26 protein-coding genes, 1 rRNA gene and 1 other annotated feature are annotated in these 22,835 nt (G+C 45.6%); of the genes, 1 reads left to right on the forward strand and 26 read right to left on the reverse strand.

Translation table 11 applies throughout. From position 1 onward, the window contains the following. Nucleotides 1-192: 192 nt before the first annotated feature. The 18 genes from AC58UW_RS31375 to AC58UW_RS31460 all read right to left on the reverse strand — a co-directional run bounded on the left by AC58UW_RS31375 (nt 193) and on the right by AC58UW_RS31460 (nt 13,463). Nucleotides 193-789, reverse strand: a complete 597-nt coding sequence (locus AC58UW_RS31375; RefSeq protein ID WP_497424440.1) for a class I SAM-dependent methyltransferase — start codon at nt 787-789, stop codon at nt 193-195. Between the two features lie 134 nt (nt 790-923). Continuing rightward, nucleotides 924-1,289, reverse strand: coding sequence for a 50S ribosomal protein L7/L12 (gene rplL / locus AC58UW_RS31380; protein ID WP_497424441.1), 366 nt, complete (start codon nt 1,287-1,289; stop codon nt 924-926). Between the two features lie 63 nt (nt 1,290-1,352). Then, nucleotides 1,353-1,862 (reverse strand): 50S ribosomal protein L10, encoded by a 510-nt coding sequence (gene rplJ / locus AC58UW_RS31385; protein WP_047683208.1) that lies wholly within the window; start codon nt 1,860-1,862, stop codon nt 1,353-1,355. A 65-nt stretch (nt 1,863-1,927) separates the two neighbouring features. After that, nucleotides 1,928-2,081, reverse strand: a sequence feature (ribosomal protein L10 leader region). 54 nt (nt 2,082-2,135) lie between these two features. Continuing rightward, entirely contained in the window at nt 2,136-2,828 is a 693-nt protein-coding gene (gene rplA / locus AC58UW_RS31390; protein ID WP_497424442.1) for a 50S ribosomal protein L1, read from the reverse strand. A 115-nt stretch (nt 2,829-2,943) separates the two neighbouring features. Next, nucleotides 2,944-3,369, reverse strand: coding sequence for a 50S ribosomal protein L11 (rplK, locus tag AC58UW_RS31395; protein WP_028557508.1), 426 nt, complete (start codon nt 3,367-3,369; stop codon nt 2,944-2,946). A gap of 89 nt (nt 3,370-3,458) precedes the next feature. Further along, nucleotides 3,459-3,992, reverse strand: a complete 534-nt coding sequence (nusG, locus tag AC58UW_RS31400) for a transcription termination/antitermination protein NusG (RefSeq protein WP_126144113.1) — start codon at nt 3,990-3,992, stop codon at nt 3,459-3,461. Nucleotides 3,993-4,016: 24 nt separating this feature from the next. Continuing rightward, nucleotides 4,017-4,229, reverse strand: a complete 213-nt coding sequence (gene secE, locus AC58UW_RS31405; RefSeq protein ID WP_167067728.1) for a preprotein translocase subunit SecE — start codon at nt 4,227-4,229, stop codon at nt 4,017-4,019. Nucleotides 4,230-4,248: 19 nt separating this feature from the next. Further along, on the reverse strand, nt 4,249-4,398 hold the full coding sequence (gene rpmG, locus AC58UW_RS31410) for a 50S ribosomal protein L33 (protein WP_079418041.1): 150 nt from the start codon (nt 4,396-4,398) through the stop codon (nt 4,249-4,251). A gap of 232 nt (nt 4,399-4,630) precedes the next feature. Further along, entirely contained in the window at nt 4,631-5,275 is a 645-nt protein-coding gene (gene sigH / locus AC58UW_RS31415; protein ID WP_028557511.1) for an RNA polymerase sporulation sigma factor SigH, read from the reverse strand. Nucleotides 5,276-5,393: 118 nt separating this feature from the next. Then, nucleotides 5,394-5,906, reverse strand: a complete 513-nt coding sequence (locus AC58UW_RS31420; RefSeq protein ID WP_497424443.1) for an NYN domain-containing protein — start codon at nt 5,904-5,906, stop codon at nt 5,394-5,396. Nucleotides 5,907-5,911: 5 nt separating this feature from the next. Then, the gene (gene rlmB / locus AC58UW_RS31425) at nt 5,912-6,652 is read right to left on the reverse strand and encodes a 23S rRNA (guanosine(2251)-2'-O)-methyltransferase RlmB (protein ID WP_497424444.1); all 741 of its coding nucleotides are present in this window, start codon (nt 6,650-6,652) and stop codon (nt 5,912-5,914) included. 52 nt (nt 6,653-6,704) lie between these two features. Next, nucleotides 6,705-7,136: a Mini-ribonuclease 3 gene (locus AC58UW_RS31430; RefSeq protein ID WP_497424445.1), complete on the reverse strand. Its 432-nt coding sequence runs from the start codon at nt 7,134-7,136 to the stop codon at nt 6,705-6,707. Further along, a complete protein-coding gene (gene cysS / locus AC58UW_RS31435) occupies nt 7,133-8,533 on the reverse strand; it encodes a cysteine--tRNA ligase (RefSeq protein WP_497424446.1) in 1,401 nt (466 codons plus the stop codon). Before cysS ends, AC58UW_RS31430 begins: the two co-directional genes overlap by 4 nt. Continuing rightward, a complete protein-coding gene (gene cysE, locus AC58UW_RS31440) occupies nt 8,514-9,212 on the reverse strand; it encodes a serine O-acetyltransferase (RefSeq protein ID WP_497424457.1) in 699 nt (232 codons plus the stop codon). The genes cysS and cysE overlap by 20 nt, the downstream gene beginning before the upstream one ends. A 316-nt stretch (nt 9,213-9,528) precedes the next feature. Next, nucleotides 9,529-10,983, reverse strand: a complete 1,455-nt coding sequence (gltX, locus tag AC58UW_RS31445; protein ID WP_497424447.1) for a glutamate--tRNA ligase — start codon at nt 10,981-10,983, stop codon at nt 9,529-9,531. 30 nt (nt 10,984-11,013) lie between these two features. Continuing rightward, complete coding sequence (gene ispF, locus AC58UW_RS31450) at nt 11,014-11,499, reverse strand: 2-C-methyl-D-erythritol 2,4-cyclodiphosphate synthase (RefSeq protein ID WP_497424448.1); 486 nt, start codon at nt 11,497-11,499, stop codon at nt 11,014-11,016. Beyond that, nucleotides 11,496-12,200 carry a 2-C-methyl-D-erythritol 4-phosphate cytidylyltransferase gene (ispD, locus tag AC58UW_RS31455; protein ID WP_497424449.1) on the reverse strand — a complete coding sequence of 235 codons (705 nt, stop codon included), beginning with the start codon at nt 12,198-12,200 and terminating at the stop codon, nt 11,496-11,498. The genes ispF and ispD overlap by 4 nt, the downstream gene beginning before the upstream one ends. A 195-nt stretch (nt 12,201-12,395) precedes the next feature. Next, on the reverse strand, nt 12,396-13,463 hold the full coding sequence (locus AC58UW_RS31460; protein ID WP_497424450.1) for a PIN/TRAM domain-containing protein: 1,068 nt from the start codon (nt 13,461-13,463) through the stop codon (nt 12,396-12,398). 156 nt (nt 13,464-13,619) lie between these two features. Here AC58UW_RS31460 and AC58UW_RS31465 point away from each other — a divergent pair, with 156 nt between their 5' ends. Then, nucleotides 13,620-14,015: a DUF1573 domain-containing protein gene (locus tag AC58UW_RS31465; RefSeq protein WP_497424458.1), complete on the forward strand. Its 396-nt coding sequence runs from the start codon at nt 13,620-13,622 to the stop codon at nt 14,013-14,015. An 81-nt stretch (nt 14,016-14,096) separates the two neighbouring features. On the opposite strand, the gene pssA is transcribed toward AC58UW_RS31465, so the two are convergent. The 8 genes from pssA to rrf all read right to left on the reverse strand — a co-directional run. Then, a complete protein-coding gene (gene pssA / locus AC58UW_RS31470) occupies nt 14,097-14,846 on the reverse strand; it encodes a CDP-diacylglycerol--serine O-phosphatidyltransferase (protein ID WP_497424451.1) in 750 nt (249 codons plus the stop codon). Between the two features lie 86 nt (nt 14,847-14,932). Further along, nucleotides 14,933-16,012, reverse strand: a complete 1,080-nt coding sequence (disA, locus tag AC58UW_RS31475) for a DNA integrity scanning diadenylate cyclase DisA (protein WP_497424452.1) — start codon at nt 16,010-16,012, stop codon at nt 14,933-14,935. Between the two features lie 40 nt (nt 16,013-16,052). Further along, complete coding sequence (gene radA, locus AC58UW_RS31480) at nt 16,053-17,420, reverse strand: DNA repair protein RadA (RefSeq protein ID WP_497424453.1); 1,368 nt, start codon at nt 17,418-17,420, stop codon at nt 16,053-16,055. A 154-nt stretch (nt 17,421-17,574) separates the two neighbouring features. Continuing rightward, complete coding sequence (gene clpC / locus AC58UW_RS31485; protein ID WP_497424454.1) at nt 17,575-20,016, reverse strand: ATP-dependent protease ATP-binding subunit ClpC; 2,442 nt, start codon at nt 20,014-20,016, stop codon at nt 17,575-17,577. A 59-nt stretch (nt 20,017-20,075) separates the two neighbouring features. Further along, entirely contained in the window at nt 20,076-21,095 is a 1,020-nt protein-coding gene (mcsB, locus tag AC58UW_RS31490; protein WP_497424459.1) for a protein-arginine kinase McsB, read from the reverse strand. Between the two features lie 66 nt (nt 21,096-21,161). After that, the gene (gene mcsA, locus AC58UW_RS31495) at nt 21,162-21,674 is read right to left on the reverse strand and encodes a protein-arginine kinase activator protein McsA (protein WP_497424455.1); all 513 of its coding nucleotides are present in this window, start codon (nt 21,672-21,674) and stop codon (nt 21,162-21,164) included. Between the two features lie 13 nt (nt 21,675-21,687). Further along, entirely contained in the window at nt 21,688-22,149 is a 462-nt protein-coding gene (locus tag AC58UW_RS31500) for a CtsR family transcriptional regulator (protein ID WP_145669433.1), read from the reverse strand. A gap of 582 nt (nt 22,150-22,731) precedes the next feature. Continuing rightward, a 5S ribosomal RNA gene (rrf, locus tag AC58UW_RS31505) occupies nt 22,732-22,835 on the reverse strand; the annotation flags it as partial.

Here is a 22,835-nt window from a genome sequence, read left to right on the forward strand (position 1 = left end):
TTCAAACATTATACGTTATAAGTTCAAATTTTATTCATCCTGGAGGAAAAAAAGACTTGACATTTTTGTTAACTAAAGACATGTGTCCCATCTTAATACTGACATTTTTTAATAATATCACATATGAAAAGTCAAGTCAAACTAATTTCCACGATTGGCAGATAAGCTTTCCACTTGCAATGCCTTCAAGCTCTACTTCGTTGCCTTAAGTATTTTATACCCTTTATCCTTGGATACCTCAATAACTTCACTGTAGAGAGACTCAAGTTTCTTCATCGCTGAAGGCGCACCTTGTTTCTTCTGAATGACAACCCAGATTGAACCGCCATCAACCAAACAATCATAGGCATCTGTAAAAATACGATGAACGACTTCCTTACCGGCACGAATTGGAGGATTAGTAAGCACTACGTCAAAACGCTGCTCTTTCACCTGCTCCAAAAGATCGCTCTGTATAATCGATACATTGGTAACCCCATTGCGCCGCGCATTTTCAGCACTTAACTCAATAGCCCGTTCATTAATGTCGACCATTGTCACATGCCCTTTCGGACACATCACCGCTGCCGATAGGCCAATCGGACCATAGCCACAACCGACATCAAGCACCTTGGCATCCTCTTTCAGCTGCATCGTTTCAATCAAGTGCTTGCTTCCATAATCCACACCTTTTTTCGAAAAGACGCCAGCATCCGTCAAGAATGTGTACTTTTTGCCGCGCAGTTCCTCCTGTGCCACATTAACATCATGCTTAACTGTTGGACGCTGCGTATAATAATGCTCTGACACGTTAAGATTCCCTCCTCATTTTTACCATTAGGAAAATCAAATAACTGCGAGCGTTCCTAAGGCTTTCCTAAGGGTAAAAGCTTAGGTAAAAAAACCTCTTGAAGGCAAGCTTCAAGAGGTTTCCTGAAATGAAATTACTTAACTTCTACAGAAGCGCCAGCTTCAGTAAGCTTAGCTTTAACAGCTTCTGCTTCTTCTGCGCTAACTTTTTCTTTTACTGGTTTTGGAGCGCCGTCAACTAGGTCTTTCGCTTCTTTCAGGCCAAGACCTGTGATTTCGCGAACTACTTTAATTACGTTGATTTTGGAAGCACCAGCGCCAGTCAAGATAACATCAAACTCAGTTTGAGCTTCTTCAACTGCTACTGCTGCGCCACCGCCAGCTGCTACTGGAGCTGCTGCTGTTACGCCAAACTCTTCTTCAATTGCTTTAACCAGGTCGTTCAATTCCAAGATTGTCATGCCTTTGATTGCTTCTAGGATCGTTGCATTTGTGCTCATGGTTAAACCTCCATTATCGTTAATAAATTAGTTTTTTGTTGTAAAACGTTTCGTACATTGAAATTAAGCTTGACCTTCAGCTTCTTTTTTCTCAGCAACTGCTTTAACAGCAAGTGCAAAGTTACGAACAGGAGCTTGAAGAACGCTAAGCAACATGGAGAGTAGACCATCTCTGGATGGAAGTTCAGCAAGTGCTTTGATTTGATCGTATCCAACTACGCGGCCTTCGACCACGCCACCTTTTACGCTCAATTGATCATTCTTTTTCGCAAATTCAGTCAAGATTTTCGCTGGAGCAACTAGATCGTCTTTGCTGAAAGCAATAGCAGTTGGACCTGTTAGGTACTCATCCAATGCGCTTAGTTCAGCATTTGCCGATGCGCGTCTAGCCAACGAGTTCTTGAGAACTACGAATTCAATACCAGCTTCGCGTAAAGTTTTACGCAGCTGTGTTACTTGAGCTACGTTCAAACCGCGGTAGTCAGCGATGATTGTAGAAGCACTAGCTTTGAACTTTTCAGTTACTTCAGCTACCGCTTGTTCTTTTTCTGCAAGAATTTTCGCGTTTGCCATAGTACACCTCACTTCTTATGCATTTATGTTTCAATATCACAAACAGTAGGAGCATCAGCATTCCTTATAACAATAAGAAATGCCTTCGTAGACGCTACGAAGGCATGATGTGTTCACTTTTTCCCTGATGTACAAAGAAATCGCTATATATATCATAACACCTCGGTAGGAAATTAAGCACGTGGCACCTACTGTCTACGGTTTGCATATTCATTTTAATGACCTTTGATAGAGTATCACGACCAGCAACCGAAGTCAACTGGAAGCTATTACTTATCTGAAGGTGCTTACGTTCACTCGTACACTTGGTCCCATTGTTGAGGATACAGCAATGTTTTTCAGGTAAACACCTTTAGCAGCTGCTGGTTTCGCTCTTACAAGCGCATCAACCAATGCTTTGAAGTTTTCGTTCAACTTGTCTGCATCGAAAGATACTTTACCAAGTGGAGCATGGATTTGTCCTGCTTTGTCAAGACGGTACTCGATTTTACCAGCTTTGATCTCCTGAACAGCTTTTGTTACGTCGAAAGTAACTGTTCCTGCTTTAGGGTTTGGCATTAAACCTTTACCCCCGAGGATACGACCCAGTTTACCAACTTCGCTCATCATGTCTGGAGTAGCTACGCAAACGTCGAACTCGAACCAACCTTGTTGAATTTTGTTGATCATGTCAGCATCACCAACAAAATCTGCACCAGCTGCTTCAGCTTCTTTCGCTTTCTCGCCTTTAGCAAATACAAGTACACGTTTCGTTTTACCAGTACCGTGTGGAAGTACTACTACCCCACGAACAGCCTGATCTTGTTTTCTTGGGTCTACACCCAGACGAACTGCAACATCTACAGTTTCATCAAATTTTGCAGGAGCTGTTTTCTTAACAAGCTCGATTGCTTCTGACGGATCGTACAAAGTTTCAGCATTAACAAGCTGAGATACTTCGCGGTATTTCTTACCGTGTTTAGGCATAATCTAAATCCTCCTTAGTGGTATTAGCGGATAATCCTCCCACCGAGCGACCTCAAAGTTTTCCAAGAAAACTTCTACGCAAACCGTTGTTTACACAGTCGCATTCCTTACGGAATTAATCTTCGATGACGATTCCCATGCTGCGAGCTGTACCTTCAACCATACGCATTGCAGCCTCAACGGATGCAGCATTCAGGTCAGGCATTTTTTGTTCTGCGATTTCACGAACTTTTGCACGTTTCACAGTTGCAACTTTCTTTTTGTTTGGTTCACCGGATCCTTTTTCGATACCAGCAACGACGCGAAGAAGAACTGCAGCCGGAGGCGTTTTAGTGATGAATGTAAAGGAACGATCCTCGAATACTGTGATTTCAACCGGAATGATAAGACCTACTTGATCAGCAGTACGAGCGTTAAACTCTTTACAGAAAGCCATGATGTTCACACCCGCTTGACCCAATGCTGGACCGATCGGTGGTGCTGGATTTGCTTTCGCAGCTTGAACTTGAAGCTTCACGATTTTAATAACCTTTTTTGCCATGATAGACACCTCCTGTTTATAATATAGATCCCACTAACGAAGGTCTATCCCGAGGAATAGACCTGGTAGAAACCCTTGGTTGTCTTGTGTTATAGCTTTTCCACTTGGTCGAAATCGAGCTCAAGCGGGGTTTCCCTACCAAACATGTTGACATGCACCTTAAGTTTACCCTTGTCAGCCACAATTTCTTCAACAGATCCGACAAAGTTTGCGAAAGGTCCCACCTTGACGCGTACGGTCTCTTTGAGTTCGAAGTCGATTTTGGCCTTCGGCTCTTCCATTCCCATATGCTTCAAAATAGATTCAACTTCCTCAGGTAATAATGCAGTCGGTTTAGAGCCGGATCCCGTAGAGCCTACGAATCCAGTTACACCTGGCGTATTACGCACTACGTACCAAGAGTCGTCTGTTTGAATCATTTCGACGAGGACATATCCTGGATAAACTTTACGCATGACGACTTTCTTCTTGCCGTCTTTGTTCACCAGTTCCTCTTCCATAGGCACAAGCACACGGAAGATCTTGTCCGTCATCTCCATGGATTCAACGCGTTTCTCCAGGTTGGCTTTCACTTTGTTCTCATACCCTGAATAGGTATGTACGACGTACCATCTTTTTTCCATGAATAAATTCACCTATAGTCCTGTTTATTTAAAAACAAGGCGCAGCAACTCAGAAATTCCAAGATCCAGCACAAAAAAATAAATAGCAACAAAAGCTACAGTACCCAATACAACAAGCGTATAGGTAGTCATCTCTTTGCGACTTGGCCACTTGACCTTTTTGAGTTCTGTCCAACTGTCGGTGAAGAAGGAAAAAGTGGATCCGAAGCTTTGTCTCATTCTAGCCAAGAATCCCACAAACTACACCTCCAAAGAACTACCTAGTCTCGCGATGAGCAGTATGTTCATTGCAAAATTTGCAATATTTCTTCAACTCAATACGGTCGGGATTGTTGCGCTTATTTTTAGTGGATGCATAGTTTCTTTGTTTGCAATTTGTGCACGCTAATGTGATGATGACCCGCATGATGTACACCTCCTACAGACACGTTCTAATTAAAGCCCTTCGAAGCGCGTCAAAAAGAAAGCGACTTTTAGGGCTACCTGAAATACTTTATCACAACCCGTCACAGAGTGTCAAGGCAGAAGTCTCACAATTGCAAGAGTAATATCAGTATAGACGCTCCGGCATTATAATAAACCTCATACAAAGAAAAGGCCCGCGCAGCCAAGACCAAACAAGGCAGCGCGGGCATATTCTACAAATCTCTGACTTCTAAATAGCGTTCAAGCTTACGTTTCACACGTTGAAGAGCATTATCAATAGACTTGACGTGACGATCAAGATCCACCGCTATTTCTTGGTAGGATCTCCCATCAAGATAGAGCATAAGAACCCTACGCTCCAAGTCGCTCAATATCTCTCCCATTTTATCTTCAAGTCCCGTAAATTCTTCTTGATTAATCACAAGCTCCTCAGGATCAGTGACCCTGGAACCGCTGATGACGTCAAGCAGCGTACGATCAGAATCTTCATCATAGATAGGCTTGTCCAGTGACACGTAGGAATTAAGAGGAATGTGTTTCTGACGTGTTGCTGTCTTAATCGCCGTGATGATCTGTCGGGTAATGCACAGTTCAGCAAAGGCTTTGAAAGAAGCAAGCTTGTCTCCTCGGAAGTCGCGAATAGATTTATATAAACCTATCATTCCTTCCTGCACAATATCTTCTCGGTCTGCACCTATCAAAAAATAAGAACGTGCTTTGGCACGCACGAAATTCTTATATTTGTTGATAAGATATTCCAACGCTTCGCTACTGCCTTCACGGACTGCCTCGACAATGTCTTCATCTGGCTTGAGGTCATAATCATACATTCTCAGTTCTTTGAGGTCGACACTCACCAACAATCCCTCCGGCCTGCAGGACTACCCAGATTCACATTAAAAGTTTAGGTTAAGTATACATGATGAAAACTCACACCGTCAACGGGGAACCCCACCATTTCTAGCATTTGGAGGATTATTCCCCTCTTCGCCATCGTTCGAACTGTGCCTTCAACTCATTGCTCAATTTGCCTTCAAACGGATTACGCTTCGCTGTCGTTTCTGGCTGGATGCGATCTCGAACCTCTTTGCGATTCTGTTTGATTTTGATGAGAAGTTCACCAGCCGGCAATCGAAGAGCTCCTTTACCGAAAATAACATGCTGCTCAATCATATCGGAGGTGGCCACATAGATTTGTTTACGTCTTCCTATCAGATTCGTAACCAATCGTTCGATCCGTTCATCCGCGGTTTCCTTCTCTTTGGTGTAGAGGACGTTCAACTTACTTTGTACATACTTCTTCCCAAGTCCAGGTACCATATAAGCGTCAAAAACCAGGTATACCTTCATGCCCGAGAACGATTGATACTCAGCTAACATATGAATTAACTTATCGCGAGCACCTTCCAAATCGGTATCCTTCAGCTTACTCAGCTCAGGCCATGCCCCTATGATATTGTAGCCGTCTACGATTAGAAACTCTTCCATCTGCTTTAACTCTTATTTCGTTGGCGAACCACTTCATACATCAAGACACCCGCGGCAACGGAAGCATTTAAAGAATTCACATGTCCGGCCATCGGCAGTTTAACTAAGAAGTCACATCTCTCTTTAATTAACCTTCCAACACCTTTGCCCTCATTGCCAATGACAAGAGCTATAGGCATGCTAAAATTCGCTTTATAGACATCTTGCGCTGCAGTCACATCTGTCCCCGCAACCCAAACCCCTTGCTCTTTGAGCAGTTCAATGGTCTGCGAGATATTCGTCACTCGAGCAACAGGAACATACTCTACCGCTCCTGCTGATGTCTTGGAAACCGTTGCTGTTAGCCCTACGGAGCGCCTTTTGGGGATAATAACACCGTGAACTCCCGTACAATCCGCTGTTCGCAGGATCGAGCCCAGGTTATGCGGATCTTCAATTTCATCAAGAATGAGGATAAAAGGATCCTGCCCCAGCGCTTTAGCTTTAGCAAGGATATCCTCCACTTCAACATACTCGTAGGCTGCCACTTGCGCTATAACCCCTTGGTGCTGAAGTCCTTCTACCATTTGATCAAGCTTGCGCTTGTCCGTAAATTGTACAAGAATCCCTAAATTTTTGGCTTCCGCTACAATCGGGCCCGCGAATTGCTTCTGCGCATTCTCAGCAATCCAAATTTTATTAATCGTTCGACCGGCACGGAGCGCCTCCACTACGGAGTGTTTCCCGCCAATATATTCCTCTTCCATCTTGCTTCCTCCTAAAAATTCCTCGTTTAACATAACTTACATCTGCTTTAGGTTAAGATTTATTCTTGTGAGCAAGAACAAAATCCAATATTTCTTTCAATCGTTCAAAAGATTGCTTGTAATACAAATATCCGATTAGGCACTCAAACGCGGTGCTATGCCGATATTCAAGCACATCCGCGTTTTTGGCTGTCGTTCCTGATTTGGCATTGCGTCCACGCTTGACCATGTCAATCTCTTCTTCCGTCAGCATCGGCATCAACGCATCCAACAGCTTGGATTGCGCCTTAGCCGATACATAGCCGGTGGATGCTTTGTGCAAATGATTGGGCCGATGGTTTCCGCCAGAAATCACATATTGCCGAATATAGACCTCGTAAACCGCATCGCCAATATAGGCAAGTACGAGCGGGTTCAGCAAATGAGGGCTCTTGGACGGCGGAAATACGAACAAATTCGCGGTATCAGTAATAGTTTCACTCATTTGCGGCGCCAACGAATTCCTTGCGGTGTATCCTCAAGGAATATCCCTTTCTCTGTGAGCAGATCACGGATTTCGTCTGCACGTGCCCAGTTCTTCGACTTCCTCGCTTCCGTCCGATCGACAATTAACTGCTCAATCTCTTCATCCAACAATTCGTCAGCTTGCTTCGACAAAATCCCCAACGTCTGATCAAAAACTTGCAGCTGATCTAGGAACATTTGCAAGGCGGCAGCATTCACCCGCTCCTGCTGCAGGTACAGGTTCGCTTCTGCTACTAGGTCGAATACAGCCGTGATCGCATCCGGGGTATTAAAGTCGTCGTTCATCTTCTCGACGAACTGATTAGCAATTACCGCTATACGTTCCGTAAGAGCTGCCTCGATCTCTCCTGTTACTGAGGCTGTGGCTATACGGTGCTTCAGGTTGTCATTCGCATTTTGTATGCGCTCCAAAGCATTAGCCGCTTGCTTAAGGCTCTCATCGCTGAAGTTCAGCGGATTGCGGTAGTGAGCGGATAACATGAAAAAACGGAATACTTCCGGTTTGATTTGCTTCACAAGATCGCGGATGAGAATCCCATTACCCAAAGATTTGGACATTTTTTCATTATCAATGTTAAGGAAAGCATTGTGCAACCAGTAATTGGCCATTGGATGGCCAGTCACCGCCTCGGTTTGTGCGATCTCGCACTCATGATGCGGGAACGTCAAATCTTGACCGCCGCCATGAATATCAATCGTTTCGCCCAGATATTTGCGCACCATGGCGGAGCACTCGATATGCCAGCCCGGGCGGCCTTGGCCCCAAGGACTATCCCAATAAATCTCGCCTGGTTTAGCGGCTTTCCAAAGAACAAAATCCTGCGGATTCTCTTTGCGGTCATCCACTTCAATGCGAATTCCGTATTGGAGTTCTTCTAGATTTTGATGAGAAAGCTTGCCGTATTCGGCGAATTTGGTTGTCCGGTAATAGACGTCGCCGCGAGCTTCATAAGCGTAGTCTTTGTCAACTAAAGCAGCGATAAAATCGACGATTTCCTGAATATTTTCAGTAACGCGGGGATTCAAAGTAGCTTCATGCACCCCAAGTGCTTGGATATCCTCCAAAAAGGCGGCAATAAAAGTCTCAGCCAGCTCCGGAACGGTTACAGCCATTTCCTCGGCTTTACGAATCATTTTGTCATCCACATCTGTAAAATTTGTAATATAAATCACTTCATAATGCTGAGATTCTAAAAAGCGTCGAACGACATCGAAAAAAATCACCGGTCTGCCATTCCCAATATGGATATAGTTATATACGGTTGGGCCGCACACATACATCTTCACTTTTCCCGGTTCAAGGGGTACAAAATCTTCCTTCTTGCGTGTTAGCGTATTATACATTCTGAGCGTCATGTTCTCTCGCTCCTCCATTCTTAACCCGTTCTAGTTCTAGCTGTCTTCGTAGCTCATTAATTTGCTGCTGCATTTCCTGGAATATATCAACAATGGGATCCGGCAAATTACCGTGGTCTAACCGATTCACTCGCACGCCATCCCGCTTCACAAGCTTAGCAGGCATAGTTACAACAGTGCTGTTCGAAGGAACTTCGTGTATGACCACCGCATTGGAACCAATCCGTGAATTCTCGCCAACAAGGAAGGAGCCCAAGATCTTAGCACCCGAACCAATAACTACATTATTGCCAATAGTTGGATGTCTCTTACCTTTTTCTTTCCCTGTCCCCCCCAAAGTTACCCCTTGATACAAAATAACATCGTCACCAATTTCGCAGGTTTCCCCAATGACGACACCCATCCCATGGTCAATAAACAATCTTTTGCCGATCGTTGCACCTGGATGAATCTCGATGCCTGTCATGAAACGGCTCCACTGGGAAACAACACGGGCAACAGTGAACATTTTTCTTTTATAAAACCAATGACCAATTCGATGTGCCCATATCGCGTGAAGGCCAGAGTACGTAAACACAACTTCAAACCAGCTGCGCGCAGCAGGGTCGTTGTCGAATACGGCTGAAATATCAGATCTGATCGTTTGCCACATGCTCTCACCTTCTTTGTAGGAAATCATACGCCTGCGTATAATAAAAAGCCCCCGCAGCCATATGGCTGCAGAGGCGTGATTAATCGCGGTTCCACTCTGCTTGGTGACTCGGAAGTCTCCCAACTCAAACCCGTAACGTGGGCGTTTCGGCTGCGCCTACCCTACTCTGAATCCGAGTATTCGGCGCGGCAGCTCCCAGGTGCATTTCCGGTTAAAGGGAATGGATAACTCACAGCCGAAGCCTGTCGGCTCCGATTATCCTCTCTGATAAATCCCTAAATAAACGTACTCTCCTGATCATTGCGTTCCTTATTGAACTTAGTATAGCGAAAAGAACCCTGTATTACAATAAGTTCCGCAGGCGTGAAGCGACTTTTTCTTTTCCAAGCAGGTAAAGCGACACATTTAGGTCAGGTCCATGCACTTGTCCTGTCAGTGCAGAACGGATCGACATAAATAATTGCTTCCCTTTATAACCCGTATCCTTCTGAACTTGCTTCAACAAAGCAGGGATAGCCTCTACCGTGAAAGACTCTGCTTGCTCCACTTGCTCCAAGAAGCTGGACAATACGACTGGTACATGCTCTTCTTTCAAAATTGCCGCAGCTTCCTCGTCGATAACAAGCTCTTCTTTGAAGAAGATGCTCGACAACTCGACAATTTCCGCCGCAAAGCGCATTCTCTCTTGATTCAGACCTATCAGAGCCGCCACCCACGCCTGACCCGCTTCATCCAACTGCGGTTCGATGTATCCGGCTTTTTGCAGATGAGGCACACAAAGATCGACAACGCGTGAGAGCGGAGCTTTTTTCAAATAAGCGTTGTTCATCCAGTTCAATTTATCCATATCAAACACAGCTGGACTCTTCGATACACGATCGAGGTCAAACTGGGCGATCAATTCTTCCTTCGTAAACATCTCTTCTTCGCCGCCAGGAGACCATCCGAGTAGAGCAATAAAGTTCACAACAGCTTCCGGTAAATAACCTAACTCCCGGTACTGCTCGATGAACTGGATTATAGACTCATCCCGCTTACTCATCTTCTTCCGGTCCTGATTGAGAATAAGCGCCAAGTGTGCGAATTCGGGAACAGGCATACCGAGAGCTTCGTACATCAGAATTTGTCTAGGCGTGTTGGACAGATGCTCTTCCCCGCGAATAACCAAATTGATTTTCATCATGTGGTCATCTACGATAACAGCAAAGTTATACGTAGGAATCCCGTCAGGGCGCGCGATAATAAAGTCGCCGATTCCATTAGACTCGAACTCAACGTGCTCACGAACCTTATCTTCGAAGCCAATGATCCGGTCCGCCGGCACAAGGAAGCGAGTTGAAGGCTTACGGCCCTCCGCTTCAAAAGCGGCAATTTGCTCAGGCGTCAAGTGACGGCACTTCCCGGAGTATCCGCCCATCTCACCGCGTGCTTCCTGCTCTGCCCGCTCCTGCTCTAAATCTGCTTCCGAACAGTAGCAAGGGTATGCATGACCGCTCTGAAGAAGCTGATTGAGGTGAGTCTGATAAATATCGAGTCTTTCCATCTGACGATAAGGACCGTACGGACCTCCGATATCTACGCTCTCATCCCACTCTAATCCCAGCCATCTTAAGCCATTCAATTGATCCTCAATGCCGGACTCTTTATGACGGGTTTGATCCGTATCTTCAAAGCGCACAACGAATGCTCCGCCATGGCGACGCGCCAATAAATAATCAAAAAGTGCTGTACGAGCACCGCCTATATGTAAATGTCCCGTTGGACTTGGTGCATAGCGCACGCGTAAAGGTTGGTTCATGACTGTACCCTCTCTCCCCAATAATACCTGCTATTCTAGCACATCTCGAATTAAACAAACAACCGATTGCGCTGCAATTCCTTCGCCTCGGCCCGTGAAACCTAGCTGCTCGGTCGTTGTAGCTTTCACATTGACTTGGTCCGGCTTCGCTTCTAAGGCATCGGCAATAATTTCAACCATCTGTGGGATGTACGGCGCCATCTTAGGCTTCTGGGCAATAATCGTGGAATCTATATTCCCCAGACGATATCCCTTATCTTTTGCAAGCTGCCAGACGTGTTTCAAAAGGACCAAGCTGTCCGCATCCTTGAATTCCGCAGCCGTATCCGGGAAGTGCTTCCCGATATCGCCTAGGCCCAAAGCGCCTAGAATCGCATCGCTAACTGCATGCAGCAGCACATCCGCATCGGAGTGGCCGAGCAGCCCCTTTTCATAAGGAATAGTCACGCCTCCAATAATGCACTTGCGGCCTTCCACTAACTGATGAACATCAAATCCTTGTCCTACGCGAATCATTGTTGTCCCTCTCCCCTTACATTCTGTAGTATCCATTCTGCCCATGGTAAATCTTCCGGTGTAGTTATCTTAATATTATAATAGTCACCTTCAACAACATGCACCGTTGTTCCTATCCGCTCTACCAACATAGCGTCGTCTGTCCCCAGGAAATCTTCCTGAAGTGCACGCTGATGCGCCTCCTGCAAAAGAGAAAGCCGAAAAGCTTGCGGGGTTTGGATGGCCCACAAGCTTCGTCTATCCGGTGTAGATTGTATTCGCTTTTCGGAATCTACGACTTTGATCGTATCCTTCACGGGAACAGCCAGGACGGCCGCGTTCTGATCTTTTGCCTTTGACAGACAACCGAACACATGTTCTCTCGTGACGAAAGGACGAACTCCGTCATGAACGAGTACCCAAGCGGTACCCTCTTCTAAGGCTTCAAGGCCCCGTCTGACGGAATCCTGACGCTCCGCCCCGCCTGCCAGCACATGAGTGACCTTGGAAAGCGCATAGCTCTGCACATAGCCCGTACAGCGCTCTACGTCATTTCCGCCAACAACCAGAATGATTTCATTCACTTCATGTATGTTTTGAAATAATTGCAACGTATGTACCAGAATAGGCTTCTGTCCCAGTTGTAAATATTGTTTGCTTTCCGCCGTTCCCATGCGCGAGCCCTTGCCCGCTGCCACGATGATAACCCCTAGCTTCCCCATAAGTCCTAAGTCCTCCAACTCCAACTGAGCGCTCTCTATTCGAAAGCTTTCTGCGTAAGCATAGACCCAAGGATAAACAACTCCGTTGTCCATTAAGACGAGCGGTTTGTCAAGGTTGATGCAAAGCAAAGTATAAAACTTATACTTTCCTATCAACTAGTAAGTGCTATGTTACATCTCCCTATCATACTGGTTTTACTGCGCTTTTTCCAATAATTTCGGTTTCGCGAAAATCATCCGCCCAGCCGAAGTCTGCAGTACACTCGTCACCATCACTTCAAGCGTCATTCCAATGAATTCACGCCCGCCTTCCACGACAATCATTGTACCATCGTCAAGATAAGCGACACCTTGTCCATGCTCTTTGCCATCTTTAATGACTTGAACAATAATTTCTTCACCCGGCAGTACAACAGGCTTCACGGCATTTGCCAAATCATTAATATTTAAAACTGAAACACCTTGCAATTCACAGACTTTATTCAGGTTAAAATCGTTCGTAATCACTTTCCCTTGCAGCACCTTCGCCAAACGGACCAACTTGCTGTCTACCTCGGATATCTCTTCGAAATCGCCTTCATAAATCAGCACTTTCACTTCAAGTTCCTTTTGTATTTTGTTCAAAATATCAAGTCCGCGCCGCCCGCGATTCCGCTTGAGCAAGTCCGATGAGTCCGCAATATGCTGCAACTCTTCCAGAACAAACTCCGGTATAACGAGAGTACCTTCGATAAACCCTGTTTTGCAAATATCCGCAATACGCCCGTCAATAATAACACTTGTATCGAGAATCTTATGTTCCTCGTATGGACGGTGTGTCTGCTTCTCTGGAGCGACTACCCGACTCATCATAATAATCTGAACCAGCTCTTCCCTCTTGCTGTAACCGATACGAAACCCCATAACTGCTAGAACACCCGAGACGACGAAGGGTAAAATAGGGCTTGCCCACTCCACCTGATCGAGCACAGGGAACACCAATACCGATATAAGCAGTCCAATTACTAGTCCTAATGTACCTGAGAGGAGATCGGACACAGGAATGTCCGCGACGTTTCTTTCTCCTTTGACAAGCAGTTTCATCCCCTTGCCTGCAACCCATGCTGAAAGAATGAACATAACTACCGCGCATAAACTATTGATGGCTATTGCATTTCCTGACTCTTTCATGAAACCTGTCGTTCGAAGGATGGCTTCACTCCATCCAAAACCTAAACTACCACCCATGATGGCCAAAATGAACTGTACCCATTTCCTCATCATAGATTCACCCCCTGCATCAACATATTGATAAAGCTTCATTACAATTATGTTCCAATTTATCCATCGTTAATCACTTCTTCAGATGTAAAATTGAAATATTAAGGGGCTTCCATTATAATGAAATTGGAAGTTACCAACACACCCGAGGTGGATGGAATGAGCTCCTTGACTTTAAAGCAGTTTCAAGATCAAGTATCCGAATTGTTGCTCCGTCACCGAAGCCTGCTTGACGTCTTATCCAAATTTCAACAGTCAGGCGCAGCTGCTAATCGTTCCGTAGTGAAATCCATTACAGAATGTGGATGTATTCAGGTCAACGCAGCGAAGCAAGAGTACCATCCAGAAATGACTTTGAATGAGGCTAAGAATGTGCTGGGCACTCATGTATCCGGTCACCTATGTGAACAATGCATCGAGGTTGTCAGTAGTGAACTGGGCAGGAATTTGTTCTATATGTCCGCACTCAGCAACATTCTTGATGTTAACCTGGAACAAGTCGTTGAGAACGAATCCAAGAAATGCACAACACTAGGACTCTTCAACATGTCATGAAGATGAACAAACAAAAAAGCATTTATTTTCTCTGACAAGATCAGAAGAAAATAAATGCTTTTTATTTTTGAAAACTGCTGTTTACACGTCGGACTTCACGGAATTTGAATCCTCTACACCGCGTCTTTTGTTCTTTCTGCGGATTCGGATGAAAAACCCATCAACGTTTTTTTTTAAGCCATAAAGCGCGTACAATAGAAGCGGTACGAAGATCATTTTGGAAATGGACTCGGGCCATTTAATTGCAATAAAGACTGCTACAGCAACGATAACCGGTGTAATCCAAATTGCTGCTTTGGGAATACCCGCTTTCTTGAAGTTCGGGTACTTCACTGTACTTACCATCAAGTAAGACAACATAATTGTACTTACCAAAAGCACATAGACGTTAATTTCGTTCACAAACAACGCTAATGTACAAAGCACACCACCTGCAGCTGGAATCGGCAAACCGATGAAATAGCCAGGTGTACCAGCAACAACATTGAAGCGAGCCAAACGAAGTGCTCCACAAATCGGGAAGATCGCCGTGACGATCCAAGCAAATGCCGGACTAATCACACTCGGATTATTAAAAGCGACTACATACATGATAAAAGCAGGTGCTACCCCGAAAGAAATTACGTCAGACAGCGAGTCTAGCTCTTTACCAAATTCACTTTGTGCATTCAATGCCCTTGCTACACGGCCATCAAGACCATCAAGCAACATGGCAACAATGACAAGTACAGCTGCGATACCATGCTCACCACTGAAAGCGAGAATGATCGACAGAACACCTAGGAATAAGTTCCCTACTGTAAAAAGACTGGGAATTGATTTCGTTAACATATTTTTTTGTCCACCTCTGGATTTACTATGCCCTAAACTTGACTTTATAAAACCTCAACAATAGATACTTTATGATTGTATCCACTTTAAATATGTCTGTCAATGAACACTTGTTCTTGAATTCTTTTGAGGCCTTCTTTAATCGCTCGCGCCCTCACTTCTCCGATTCCATCAACTTCATCCAATTCTTCAATGGTTGCCATCATCATGTGCGGCAGGTAGCCAAACTTCTCTACAAGATTCGCAATAATAATCGAGGGAAGCCGCGGTATTTTCCCAAGAACCCTGAATCCACGCGGGGAAACTGGCTCTTCAACAATTGAATTCGTATGCGGATAGCCGAGTAATCGAATGATTTGGTGCGGTTCCAGCAATTCATCCGAAGATAATCGCTTCAAGCCAGCCTGCATTTCTTTGACACGATCTTCGGATAATTCCCTTACATAATCTTTTACGAGCAAGCGCGCTTCAAGTTCCGCATTGCCAACAAGTTCTTCCAATTGCATGCTAATTAATCGGCCTTCATTCCCTAACTCGTTAATATAGCGGTTGATTTCTGTCTTGATGCGCAGCACCATTTCAAAACGAGCAATGACATTAGTGACATCGTGCAGCGTAACTAGCTCCTCAAACTCCGATGCACTCAGGTTCGTGAGCGACTGATCCAAGACAACTTTGTACCGCTCCAAAGTTTGGATGGCTTGATTGGCCTTCGTTAGGATGACGCCTATATCTTTGAGCGCATAGCGCAAATTGCCTTGATAAAGGGTGATAACATTGCGTCGTTGGGAAATCGAAACAACCAGCTTATTCGTTTGCTTCGCAACACGTTCAGCTGTCCGATGGCGGATTCCGGTTTCCGACGAGGAAATCGAAGAATCCGGGATTAATTGCGTATTTGCATAAAGAATACGTTTGATATCCTCGCTGAGGATGATCGCTCCATCCATTTTGGCAAGCTCATATAAATAATTGGGTGAAAAATCACAATCGATCGAGAAGCCGCCATCGACGATTTCTCTTACTTCCGCGCTATATCCAACTACAATAAGTCCGCCCGTTTTGGCGCGTAAAACATTCTCCAAACCGTCACGGAACGATGTGCCAGGGGCTACCATTTGCAGCAATTGGCTCATGACGTCTCGCTTTATCTCATCTTTACTCATATTTTCCTCCTGAAGGCTTGCAGGTTGAATGATTCAAGAGCTAATCCAGTGCCGCTTTCAAAGCTTCCGACACCGTGTTGACCCCAATAATCTCCATACCGGGCGGATGCGTCCACCCCTTCAAACTTTTCTCTGGCATAATGACTCTGCGGAATCCTAACTTCTCCGCTTCCTTCACCCGTTGATCAATCCGGGACACACCGCGGACTTCACCAGTCAACCCGATCTCACCGAACACGACGTCGAAAGGTCTCGTTGCATGATCCCGGAAGCTGGATGCGATACTAATCGCAATGGCTAAATCAACGGCAGGCTCATCAAGCTTGACTCCACCAGCGACGTTCAGGTAAGCATCCTGATTCTGAAGAAACATGCCCATGCGTTTCTCCAGAACGGCAATAATCAAAGAAAGTCGGTTATGATCGACACCAGTCGCCATCCTTCTGGGAGACGGGAAATTCGTCGAAGAAACCAACGCTTGAATCTCTACCAGTACCGGACGCGTTCCCTCCATACTGGCAACCACGGTAGAGCCGGCAACACCGAGCGGCCTCTCGGACAGGAACAATTCGGAAGGGTTGCTTACTTCGACAAGTCCTGCTTCTTGCATCTCAAAAATCCCGATTTCATTCGTCGACCCGAATCGATTCTTGACTGCGCGGAGCACGCGGTAGGAATGATGCCGCTCCCCTTCGAAGTAAAGGACACAATCGACCATGTGTTCCAGCATCCTGGGTCCCGCAATGGCGCCTTCCTTCGTCACGTGGCCGACAAGGACCGTTGCAATACCTTTCCCCTTAGCTATTCTCATAAAGTGACCGGTGCATTCCCGAACTTGCGAAACGGTTCCTGGGGCCGATGTAATGGCAGGATGGTAGACGGTCTGAATGGAGTCAATCACTAAGAAATCCGGTTCAATTTCTTGAATGGCTTCCTCAATAAGTTCCAAGTTCGTTTCACAAAGCACATAGAGCAGCGGAGATGATGCATTCAAGCGGTCCGCACGAAGTTTCGTCTGTTTAACCGATTCTTCCCCCGATATATAAAGCACTTTCTGATGTGCTTGCGTTAGCTCGAAAGAAGTTTGGAGCAGTAACGTTGATTTCCCGATTCCCGGATCTCCACCTACGAGAATCAAAGATCCAGGCACAATACCTCCGCCTAAGACGCGATTCAATTCCTTATTGCTGGTCACGACCCTAGGCTCTGGGCTACTTTCTATATGTATGATGGGGGTCGGTTTTTCTTTCGTACGAGGGGCAGAAGAATTCATACCCTTTGTACGCACGACCGTTTCGATTTCTTCCATCATCGTATTCCAAGATTGACAACCTGGGCATTTGCCCATCCATTTTGGCGATTCATAACCGCATTCTTGACAGCAAAACTTTGTTTTCTGTTTACTCATGACGTAAGTGACCCCTTAGATGTTTCAATTCAATATTGGCTATCCTTACCAATAAAGTTTACCATTTTTACGAAGTCCGTGAAAGGTCATCTGCAAATAAAAAGCATTTTACTACACCCAGAACCGGATGCAGCAAAATGCTTCTTTGCTTGCTTTATTTAGCTGCTACACTTTCGCCCTTCAGGACAACAAGCTCGCCTTCGTTCTCATCAATCGTTAAGGAGTCGCCTTTAGCGATATTTCCTCTGAGCAGTTCCTCAGACAGACGGTCCTCAATATGCTTCTGGATCGCTCTGCGAAGCGGTCTTGCGCCGTAAGTCGGGTCGTACCCTTCTTTGGCTAGGAATGCTTTGGCTTTGTCTGTCAGCAAGAAGTCAACCTCTTGTTCTTTCAGACGTTTGCGAAGATCATCCGCCATCAAGGTAACGATTTCGGCGATATGCTTCTCATCCAAGGAGTGGAAGACGATGATTTCGTCGATCCGGTTAAGGAACTCAGGGCGGAAGCTTTTCTTGAGCTCGCCCATCACTTTATCTTTCATGTTGGTATAATCTTTACCAGCATCAAGAGCAGCAGTGAAGCCAAGTGAGGAGTTTTTCTTAATCATATCCGCGCCTACGTTGGAAGTCATGATGATCAATGTGTTGCGGAAATCAACTGTACGTCCTTTGGAATCCGTCAAACGACCATCTTCCAGCACTTGCAGGAGAATATTGAAAACTTCTGGATGTGCTTTCTCGATCTCGTCGAGCAATACAACCGAGTACGGTTTCCGACGAACTTTCTCCGTCAGTTGACCGCCTTCTTCATAGCCAACATACCCTGGAGGCGCCCCGACCAAACGAGACGTCGAATGCTTCTCCATGTACTCGGACATGTCGATCCGAACTACTGCGTTATCGTCACCGAATAAAGATTCAGCTAACGCGCGCGCTAATTCGGTTTTACCCACACCAGTTGGTCCCAGGAAGATGAAGGAGCCCATTGGACGCTTCGGATCTTTCAGGCCTGCTCTAGCACGGCGAATCGCGCGGCTGACGGCTTTAACCGCTTCTTCTTGTCCGATGACACGCTCGTGGAGGATATCTTCCATTTTGAGCAGACGATCTGTTTCTTCTTCCGCCAACTTACTAACAGGAATTCCTGTCCAGCTTGCCACGATTTGAGCAATATCATCTGGCGTTACTTCTGTATCCAAACGACCTTGTTTTTCTTTCCAGTCGTTTTTCGTCGTATCCAGTTCTTCGCGAAGCTTCTGTTCAGTGTCGCGAAGGCCAGCTGCTTTCTCGAACTCCTGGCTTTGGACCGCGGCATCCTTCTCCTTACGGATATCCTCCAGCTTGTTCTCAAGCTGTTTCAATGAAGGCGGTATCGTGTAAGAGCGAAGCCTTACTTTGGAGCTAGCCTCATCGATCAAGTCAATCGCTTTATCCGGCAAGAAACGGTCCGTAATGTAGCGATCAGAGAGCTTAACAGCCTCTTGAATAGCGGCATCCGTAATTTTCACACGGTGGTGAGCTTCGTAGCGGTCACGCAGTCCGTATAGAATTTGGATAGCTTCTTCAGGTGAAGGTTGATCCACCGTGATCGGTTGGAAACGGCGCTCTAGCGCAGCATCCTTTTCGATATATTTGCGGTACTCATCCAGCGTCGTAGCGCCGATGCACTGCAACTCGCCTCTGGCCAACGCTGGTTTCAAAATGTTGGAGGCATCAATCGCACCTTCTGCACCACCAGCGCCAATCAATGTATGAAGCTCATCAATGAAGAGCACGATGTTACCCGCTTGACGAATTTCGTCCATGATTTTTTTGAGACGATCCTCAAACTCACCGCGATATTTGGTGCCTGCTACCACAGAACCCATATCGAGTGTCATAACTCTTTTATCCTTCAACGTTTCCGGAATTTCATTATTGATGATTTTCTGAGCGAGGCCTTCGGCAATTGCCGTTTTACCAACTCCTGGCTCACCGATCAGCACCGGGTTGTTTTTCGTTCTGCGGCTTAATACTTGAATCACACGTTCGATCTCTTTGCTGCGGCCGATAACTGGATCCAGATGACCTTCTTTGGCGTAAGCGGTCAGATCTCTAGCCAATCCATCTAGCGTAGGCGTATTCACATTCTGAGTGTTGCCGTGGCTTGGAGACACAGTCTCGCTGCTGCCTAACAACTGAAGAACTTGCTGGCGAGCTTTGTTCAGTGAAACACCCAAATTGTTAAGGACTCTCGCGGCAACGCCTTCGCCTTCACGAATTAGTCCGAGTAAAATATGTTCAGTCCCCACATACGTGTGACCTAATTTTCTTGCCTCATCCATGGAAAGCTCAATGACCTTTTTCGCTCTAGGTGTATACGCAATGTTGGTAGGCTGCTCTTGTCCTCTGCCAATCAGGGATTCGACTTCATCTTGAATTTTTTCAAGACCTAAGCCCAAAGCAACGAGTGCTTTAGCGGCGATACCCTCCCCTTCACGAATAAGACCCAGCAAAATGTGCTCAGTACCAATATTGTTATGCCCTAAGCGAACTGCTTCCTCTTGAGCCAAAGAAAGCACCTTTTGCGCACGTTCTGTAAATCTGCCAAACATCATAGAGAACACCTCCAAAAGTAGTATATCTATGGAAAACCTAAAGGATGAATCTTAATTGACTATACCCTGCCGAATTTCTCTCGAATCAGCTCAGCTCGACGCATATCACGCTCATCGGCGTTCAGCTTCTCGCCAGCGAATTGCTGAAGAAAGCCAGGCTGCGTCATGACCAACAGTTCATTCAAAACATTAGAAGAAACATTATTGATAATCCCTAGGTCTATGCCTAATCGCACATCCGATAGGCGCTGCGCAGCCTCCTTAGAGTCCATAATTCCTGCATAAGACAAAATACCAAGCGAGCGATTCACGCGATCAATGATGCGCATTCTAGACTCTTGCATCAGCTTATGCCTTGCAGCGCGCTCATGCTCAATAATTTGCCTTGCAACACTGTGTAAATTATCAATAATCTCATCTTCGGATTGTCCTAGCGTAATCTGATTCGAAATCTGGAACAGATTACCTAATGCTTCGCTGCCTTCCCCATATAATCCTCTAACCGTCAATCCAACTTGTGTAACAGCGGATAAAATCCGATTGATTTGTTGGCTGAGCACCAGAGCGGGTAAATGCATCATCACCGAAGCGCGAATGCCGGTTCCGACGTTCGTAGGGCAGCTTGTTAGGTAGCCCCTCTTTTCATCATAGCCGTAATCCAGCTGGGTTTCAAAAATATCATCAATCTGGTTCGCCAAGTCCCAAACTTCTTTGATTTGGAAGCCTGGGCATAAGCATTGTATGCGAAGATGATCCTCCTCATTGATCATAATGCTGATGGATTCATTTTCGCTTAAAATAACTGCACCATTTCTGGATTCGTTAGCTAAGTTAGGACTAATTAAATGCTTCTCAACAAGAACCATTCGCTCAAGCTCGTTAAGGTCAGACAGAGGAATAAGCGAAAAGTTACTGATCGTCTCCAGCTCATCATTCTCCAGCACACCGGATAGCTGATCAAGTACTTCTTGTGATTGTTGATTGGTAGCCAGCATCGGATAAGGGTAGTCTCTAAGGTTGCGCGCAATACGAATTCGACTGCTGATGACGATATCCGATTCCGGCCCCTCTCCCTTCATCCATTCGCTCAATGCATCTCCTGTAAACCGCTGTAGTGTCACTGGATTCACACCTTCCTTACAAAATCACAATCCGGCAATTTTCTTCTCTATCTCGCGAATTTGGTCCCTAATCTTCGCCGCTTGTTCGAATTCTTCTGCCTCAATGCAGGTCATCATATCCTTCTTCAACGTATCGATTTCCCGCTTACATTGGATAATGCCACCGCTTCGCTTGGGGACTTTCCCCACATGTACGGTGTTCCCGTGCACTCTTTTGAACAGAGGATCTAACTTTTCTGAAAAGCTTTGATAACAGGACCCGCATCCAAAACGACCTAATTTACTAAACTGTGAATACGTTAGCCCACAGTTCTCACAACGAATCGCTTGGGACTTCGCGGCGGATAGAGCGGAAGGTTCGAAATCAAGTAATCCTGATAAAAGATTATGAATCGAAAAACCGCCAGACGTCCCAGGAATCATTTCACCCTTCTCGCGGGCGCAACTCTCACAAATGTGGAACTCGTTCTTGTCTCCATTCACAATCTTTGTAAAATGAAGAGTCGCCGGTCGTTTCCCGCATTCCTGACAAATCATTTCATATGCCTCCTCATCTGCTTAGCAAGGATATCAGCATCGCTTTAAGGATCTTAGCTCGAATTTCATCGCGCAGCGGGAGCTTGAAGGTCAACACATCTCTGGAAATCGCTGCCCGAATCAAATTGGCTTCTCGTGTTGAAATATAGTGGCCCTCCAGCAGCTGGTAAATGAGTCCTTCAGAAGCGACTTGATCTATGTGTGTATGAATCGTTCGAAAAATATGATCCAATATCGATCCATGACTCTTAAGCTCAATCTTCTGGATACGAATGTACCCGCCACCGCCACGCTTACTCTCCACGAGGTAACCCTTTTCCAGCGTAAACCTTGTACTAATCACATAATTGATTTGGGAAGGCACACACTGGAATTGATCGGCCAGATCGTTTCGTTGAATCTCGATGGCTCCTTCTGAGCTTTGTTGAAGGACATGCTTTAAATACTGCTCAATAATTTCTGATACGTTACGCATCAATTCATCCTCCCAGACTGCTAGAAGTAAATTGACTTTGATTGACTTTGACTTTCTTTGACCTTAACTAGATTATAATCATTTCCTTTCTTTTTGACAAGTGCTGCCTCTTAAACATTGCCGTAGATAAGAAAACTGAGCATTTTCAGAGCTTACTCTCAGTATTTACAAAAATACCCCTGCTTAACGTCAGGGGCTGTTCCTTTTTTTGGGGTGCTGTCGCGAGCGAAATTTAGCGATAAGGGAGTCTTTGGGTACAGAAGCCGAATGTTAAATGCGTAGTCAGGAGCTGTAGTTCCCTCCGGATCATAGTTTACTGCAAACTGTGCAGGTAATTATGATCCAGATCCTCTGCTTAGGTGGCTTAGATGTAAAAAGTGCAGCTAATTTCACGTATTGCCGACGATTCCTGCGTTTTCGCTTAATTTAAATGTAGCAAATGCAGGTATTCGGTCAAAATGGGAATAGCGGAGTAAATTTACTGTACATTTTGCAGTTAAACTTTGTGAGTACCCATGGTAGCGCCGAAAACAAACAAAAAAACCTTACAAGGATTTCTCCTTGTAAGGTCTCTCCATCTGTGCTTGGCAACGTTCTACTCTCCCAGAACCCTGCGGTTCAAGTACCATCGACGCTGGAGGGCTTAACGGTCGTGTTCGAGATGGGAACGCGTGGGTCCCCTCCGC

The sequence above is a fragment of the Paenibacillus sp. J22R160 genome (assembly GCF_059692135.1).

What these genes read in the sequence shown, in the direction of transcription:
- rplL (WP_497424441.1), bottom strand. Translation starts at nt 1,289, where the DNA reads ATGAGCACAAATGCAACGATCCTAGAAGCAATCAAAGGCATGACAATC.
- rplJ (WP_047683208.1), bottom strand. Translation starts at nt 1,862, where the DNA reads ATGGCAAACGCGAAAATTCTTGCAGAAAAAGAACAAGCGGTAGCTGAA.
- rplA (WP_497424442.1), bottom strand. Translation starts at nt 2,828, where the DNA reads ATGCCTAAACACGGTAAGAAATACCGCGAAGTATCTCAGCTTGTTAAT.
- rplK (WP_028557508.1), bottom strand. Translation starts at nt 3,369, where the DNA reads ATGGCAAAAAAGGTTATTAAAATCGTGAAGCTTCAAGTTCAAGCTGCG.
- nusG (WP_126144113.1), bottom strand. Translation starts at nt 3,992, where the DNA reads ATGGAAAAAAGATGGTACGTCGTACATACCTATTCAGGGTATGAGAAC.
- rpmG (WP_079418041.1), bottom strand. Translation starts at nt 4,398, where the DNA reads ATGCGGGTCATCATCACATTAGCGTGCACAAATTGCAAACAAAGAAAC.
- AC58UW_RS31420 (WP_497424443.1), bottom strand. Translation starts at nt 5,906, where the DNA reads ATGGAAGAGTTTCTAATCGTAGACGGCTACAATATCATAGGGGCATGG.
- rlmB (WP_497424444.1), bottom strand. Translation starts at nt 6,652, where the DNA reads ATGGAAGAGGAATATATTGGCGGGAAACACTCCGTAGTGGAGGCGCTC.
- AC58UW_RS31430 (WP_497424445.1), bottom strand. Translation starts at nt 7,136, where the DNA reads ATGAGTGAAACTATTACTGATACCGCGAATTTGTTCGTATTTCCGCCG.
- cysS (WP_497424446.1), bottom strand. Translation starts at nt 8,533, where the DNA reads ATGACGCTCAGAATGTATAATACGCTAACACGCAAGAAGGAAGATTTT.
- cysE (WP_497424457.1), bottom strand. Translation starts at nt 9,212, where the DNA reads ATGATTTCCTACAAAGAAGGTGAGAGCATGTGGCAAACGATCAGATCT.
- gltX (WP_497424447.1), bottom strand. Translation starts at nt 10,983, where the DNA reads ATGAACCAACCTTTACGCGTGCGCTATGCACCAAGTCCAACGGGACAT.
- ispF (WP_497424448.1), bottom strand. Translation starts at nt 11,499, where the DNA reads ATGATTCGCGTAGGACAAGGATTTGATGTTCATCAGTTAGTGGAAGGC.
- ispD (WP_497424449.1), bottom strand. Translation starts at nt 12,200, where the DNA reads ATGGGGAAGCTAGGGGTTATCATCGTGGCAGCGGGCAAGGGCTCGCGC.
- AC58UW_RS31460 (WP_497424450.1), bottom strand. Translation starts at nt 13,463, where the DNA reads ATGATGAGGAAATGGGTACAGTTCATTTTGGCCATCATGGGTGGTAGT.
- AC58UW_RS31465 (WP_497424458.1), top strand. Translation starts at nt 13,620, where the DNA reads ATGAGCTCCTTGACTTTAAAGCAGTTTCAAGATCAAGTATCCGAATTG.
- pssA (WP_497424451.1), bottom strand. Translation starts at nt 14,846, where the DNA reads ATGTTAACGAAATCAATTCCCAGTCTTTTTACAGTAGGGAACTTATTC.
- disA (WP_497424452.1), bottom strand. Translation starts at nt 16,012, where the DNA reads ATGAGTAAAGATGAGATAAAGCGAGACGTCATGAGCCAATTGCTGCAA.
- radA (WP_497424453.1), bottom strand. Translation starts at nt 17,420, where the DNA reads ATGAGTAAACAGAAAACAAAGTTTTGCTGTCAAGAATGCGGTTATGAA.
- clpC (WP_497424454.1), bottom strand. Translation starts at nt 20,016, where the DNA reads ATGATGTTTGGCAGATTTACAGAACGTGCGCAAAAGGTGCTTTCTTTG.
- mcsB (WP_497424459.1), bottom strand. Translation starts at nt 21,095, where the DNA reads ATGAAGGGAGAGGGGCCGGAATCGGATATCGTCATCAGCAGTCGAATT.
- mcsA (WP_497424455.1), bottom strand. Translation starts at nt 21,674, where the DNA reads ATGATTTGTCAGGAATGCGGGAAACGACCGGCGACTCTTCATTTTACA.
- AC58UW_RS31500 (WP_145669433.1), bottom strand. Translation starts at nt 22,149, where the DNA reads ATGCGTAACGTATCAGAAATTATTGAGCAGTATTTAAAGCATGTCCTT.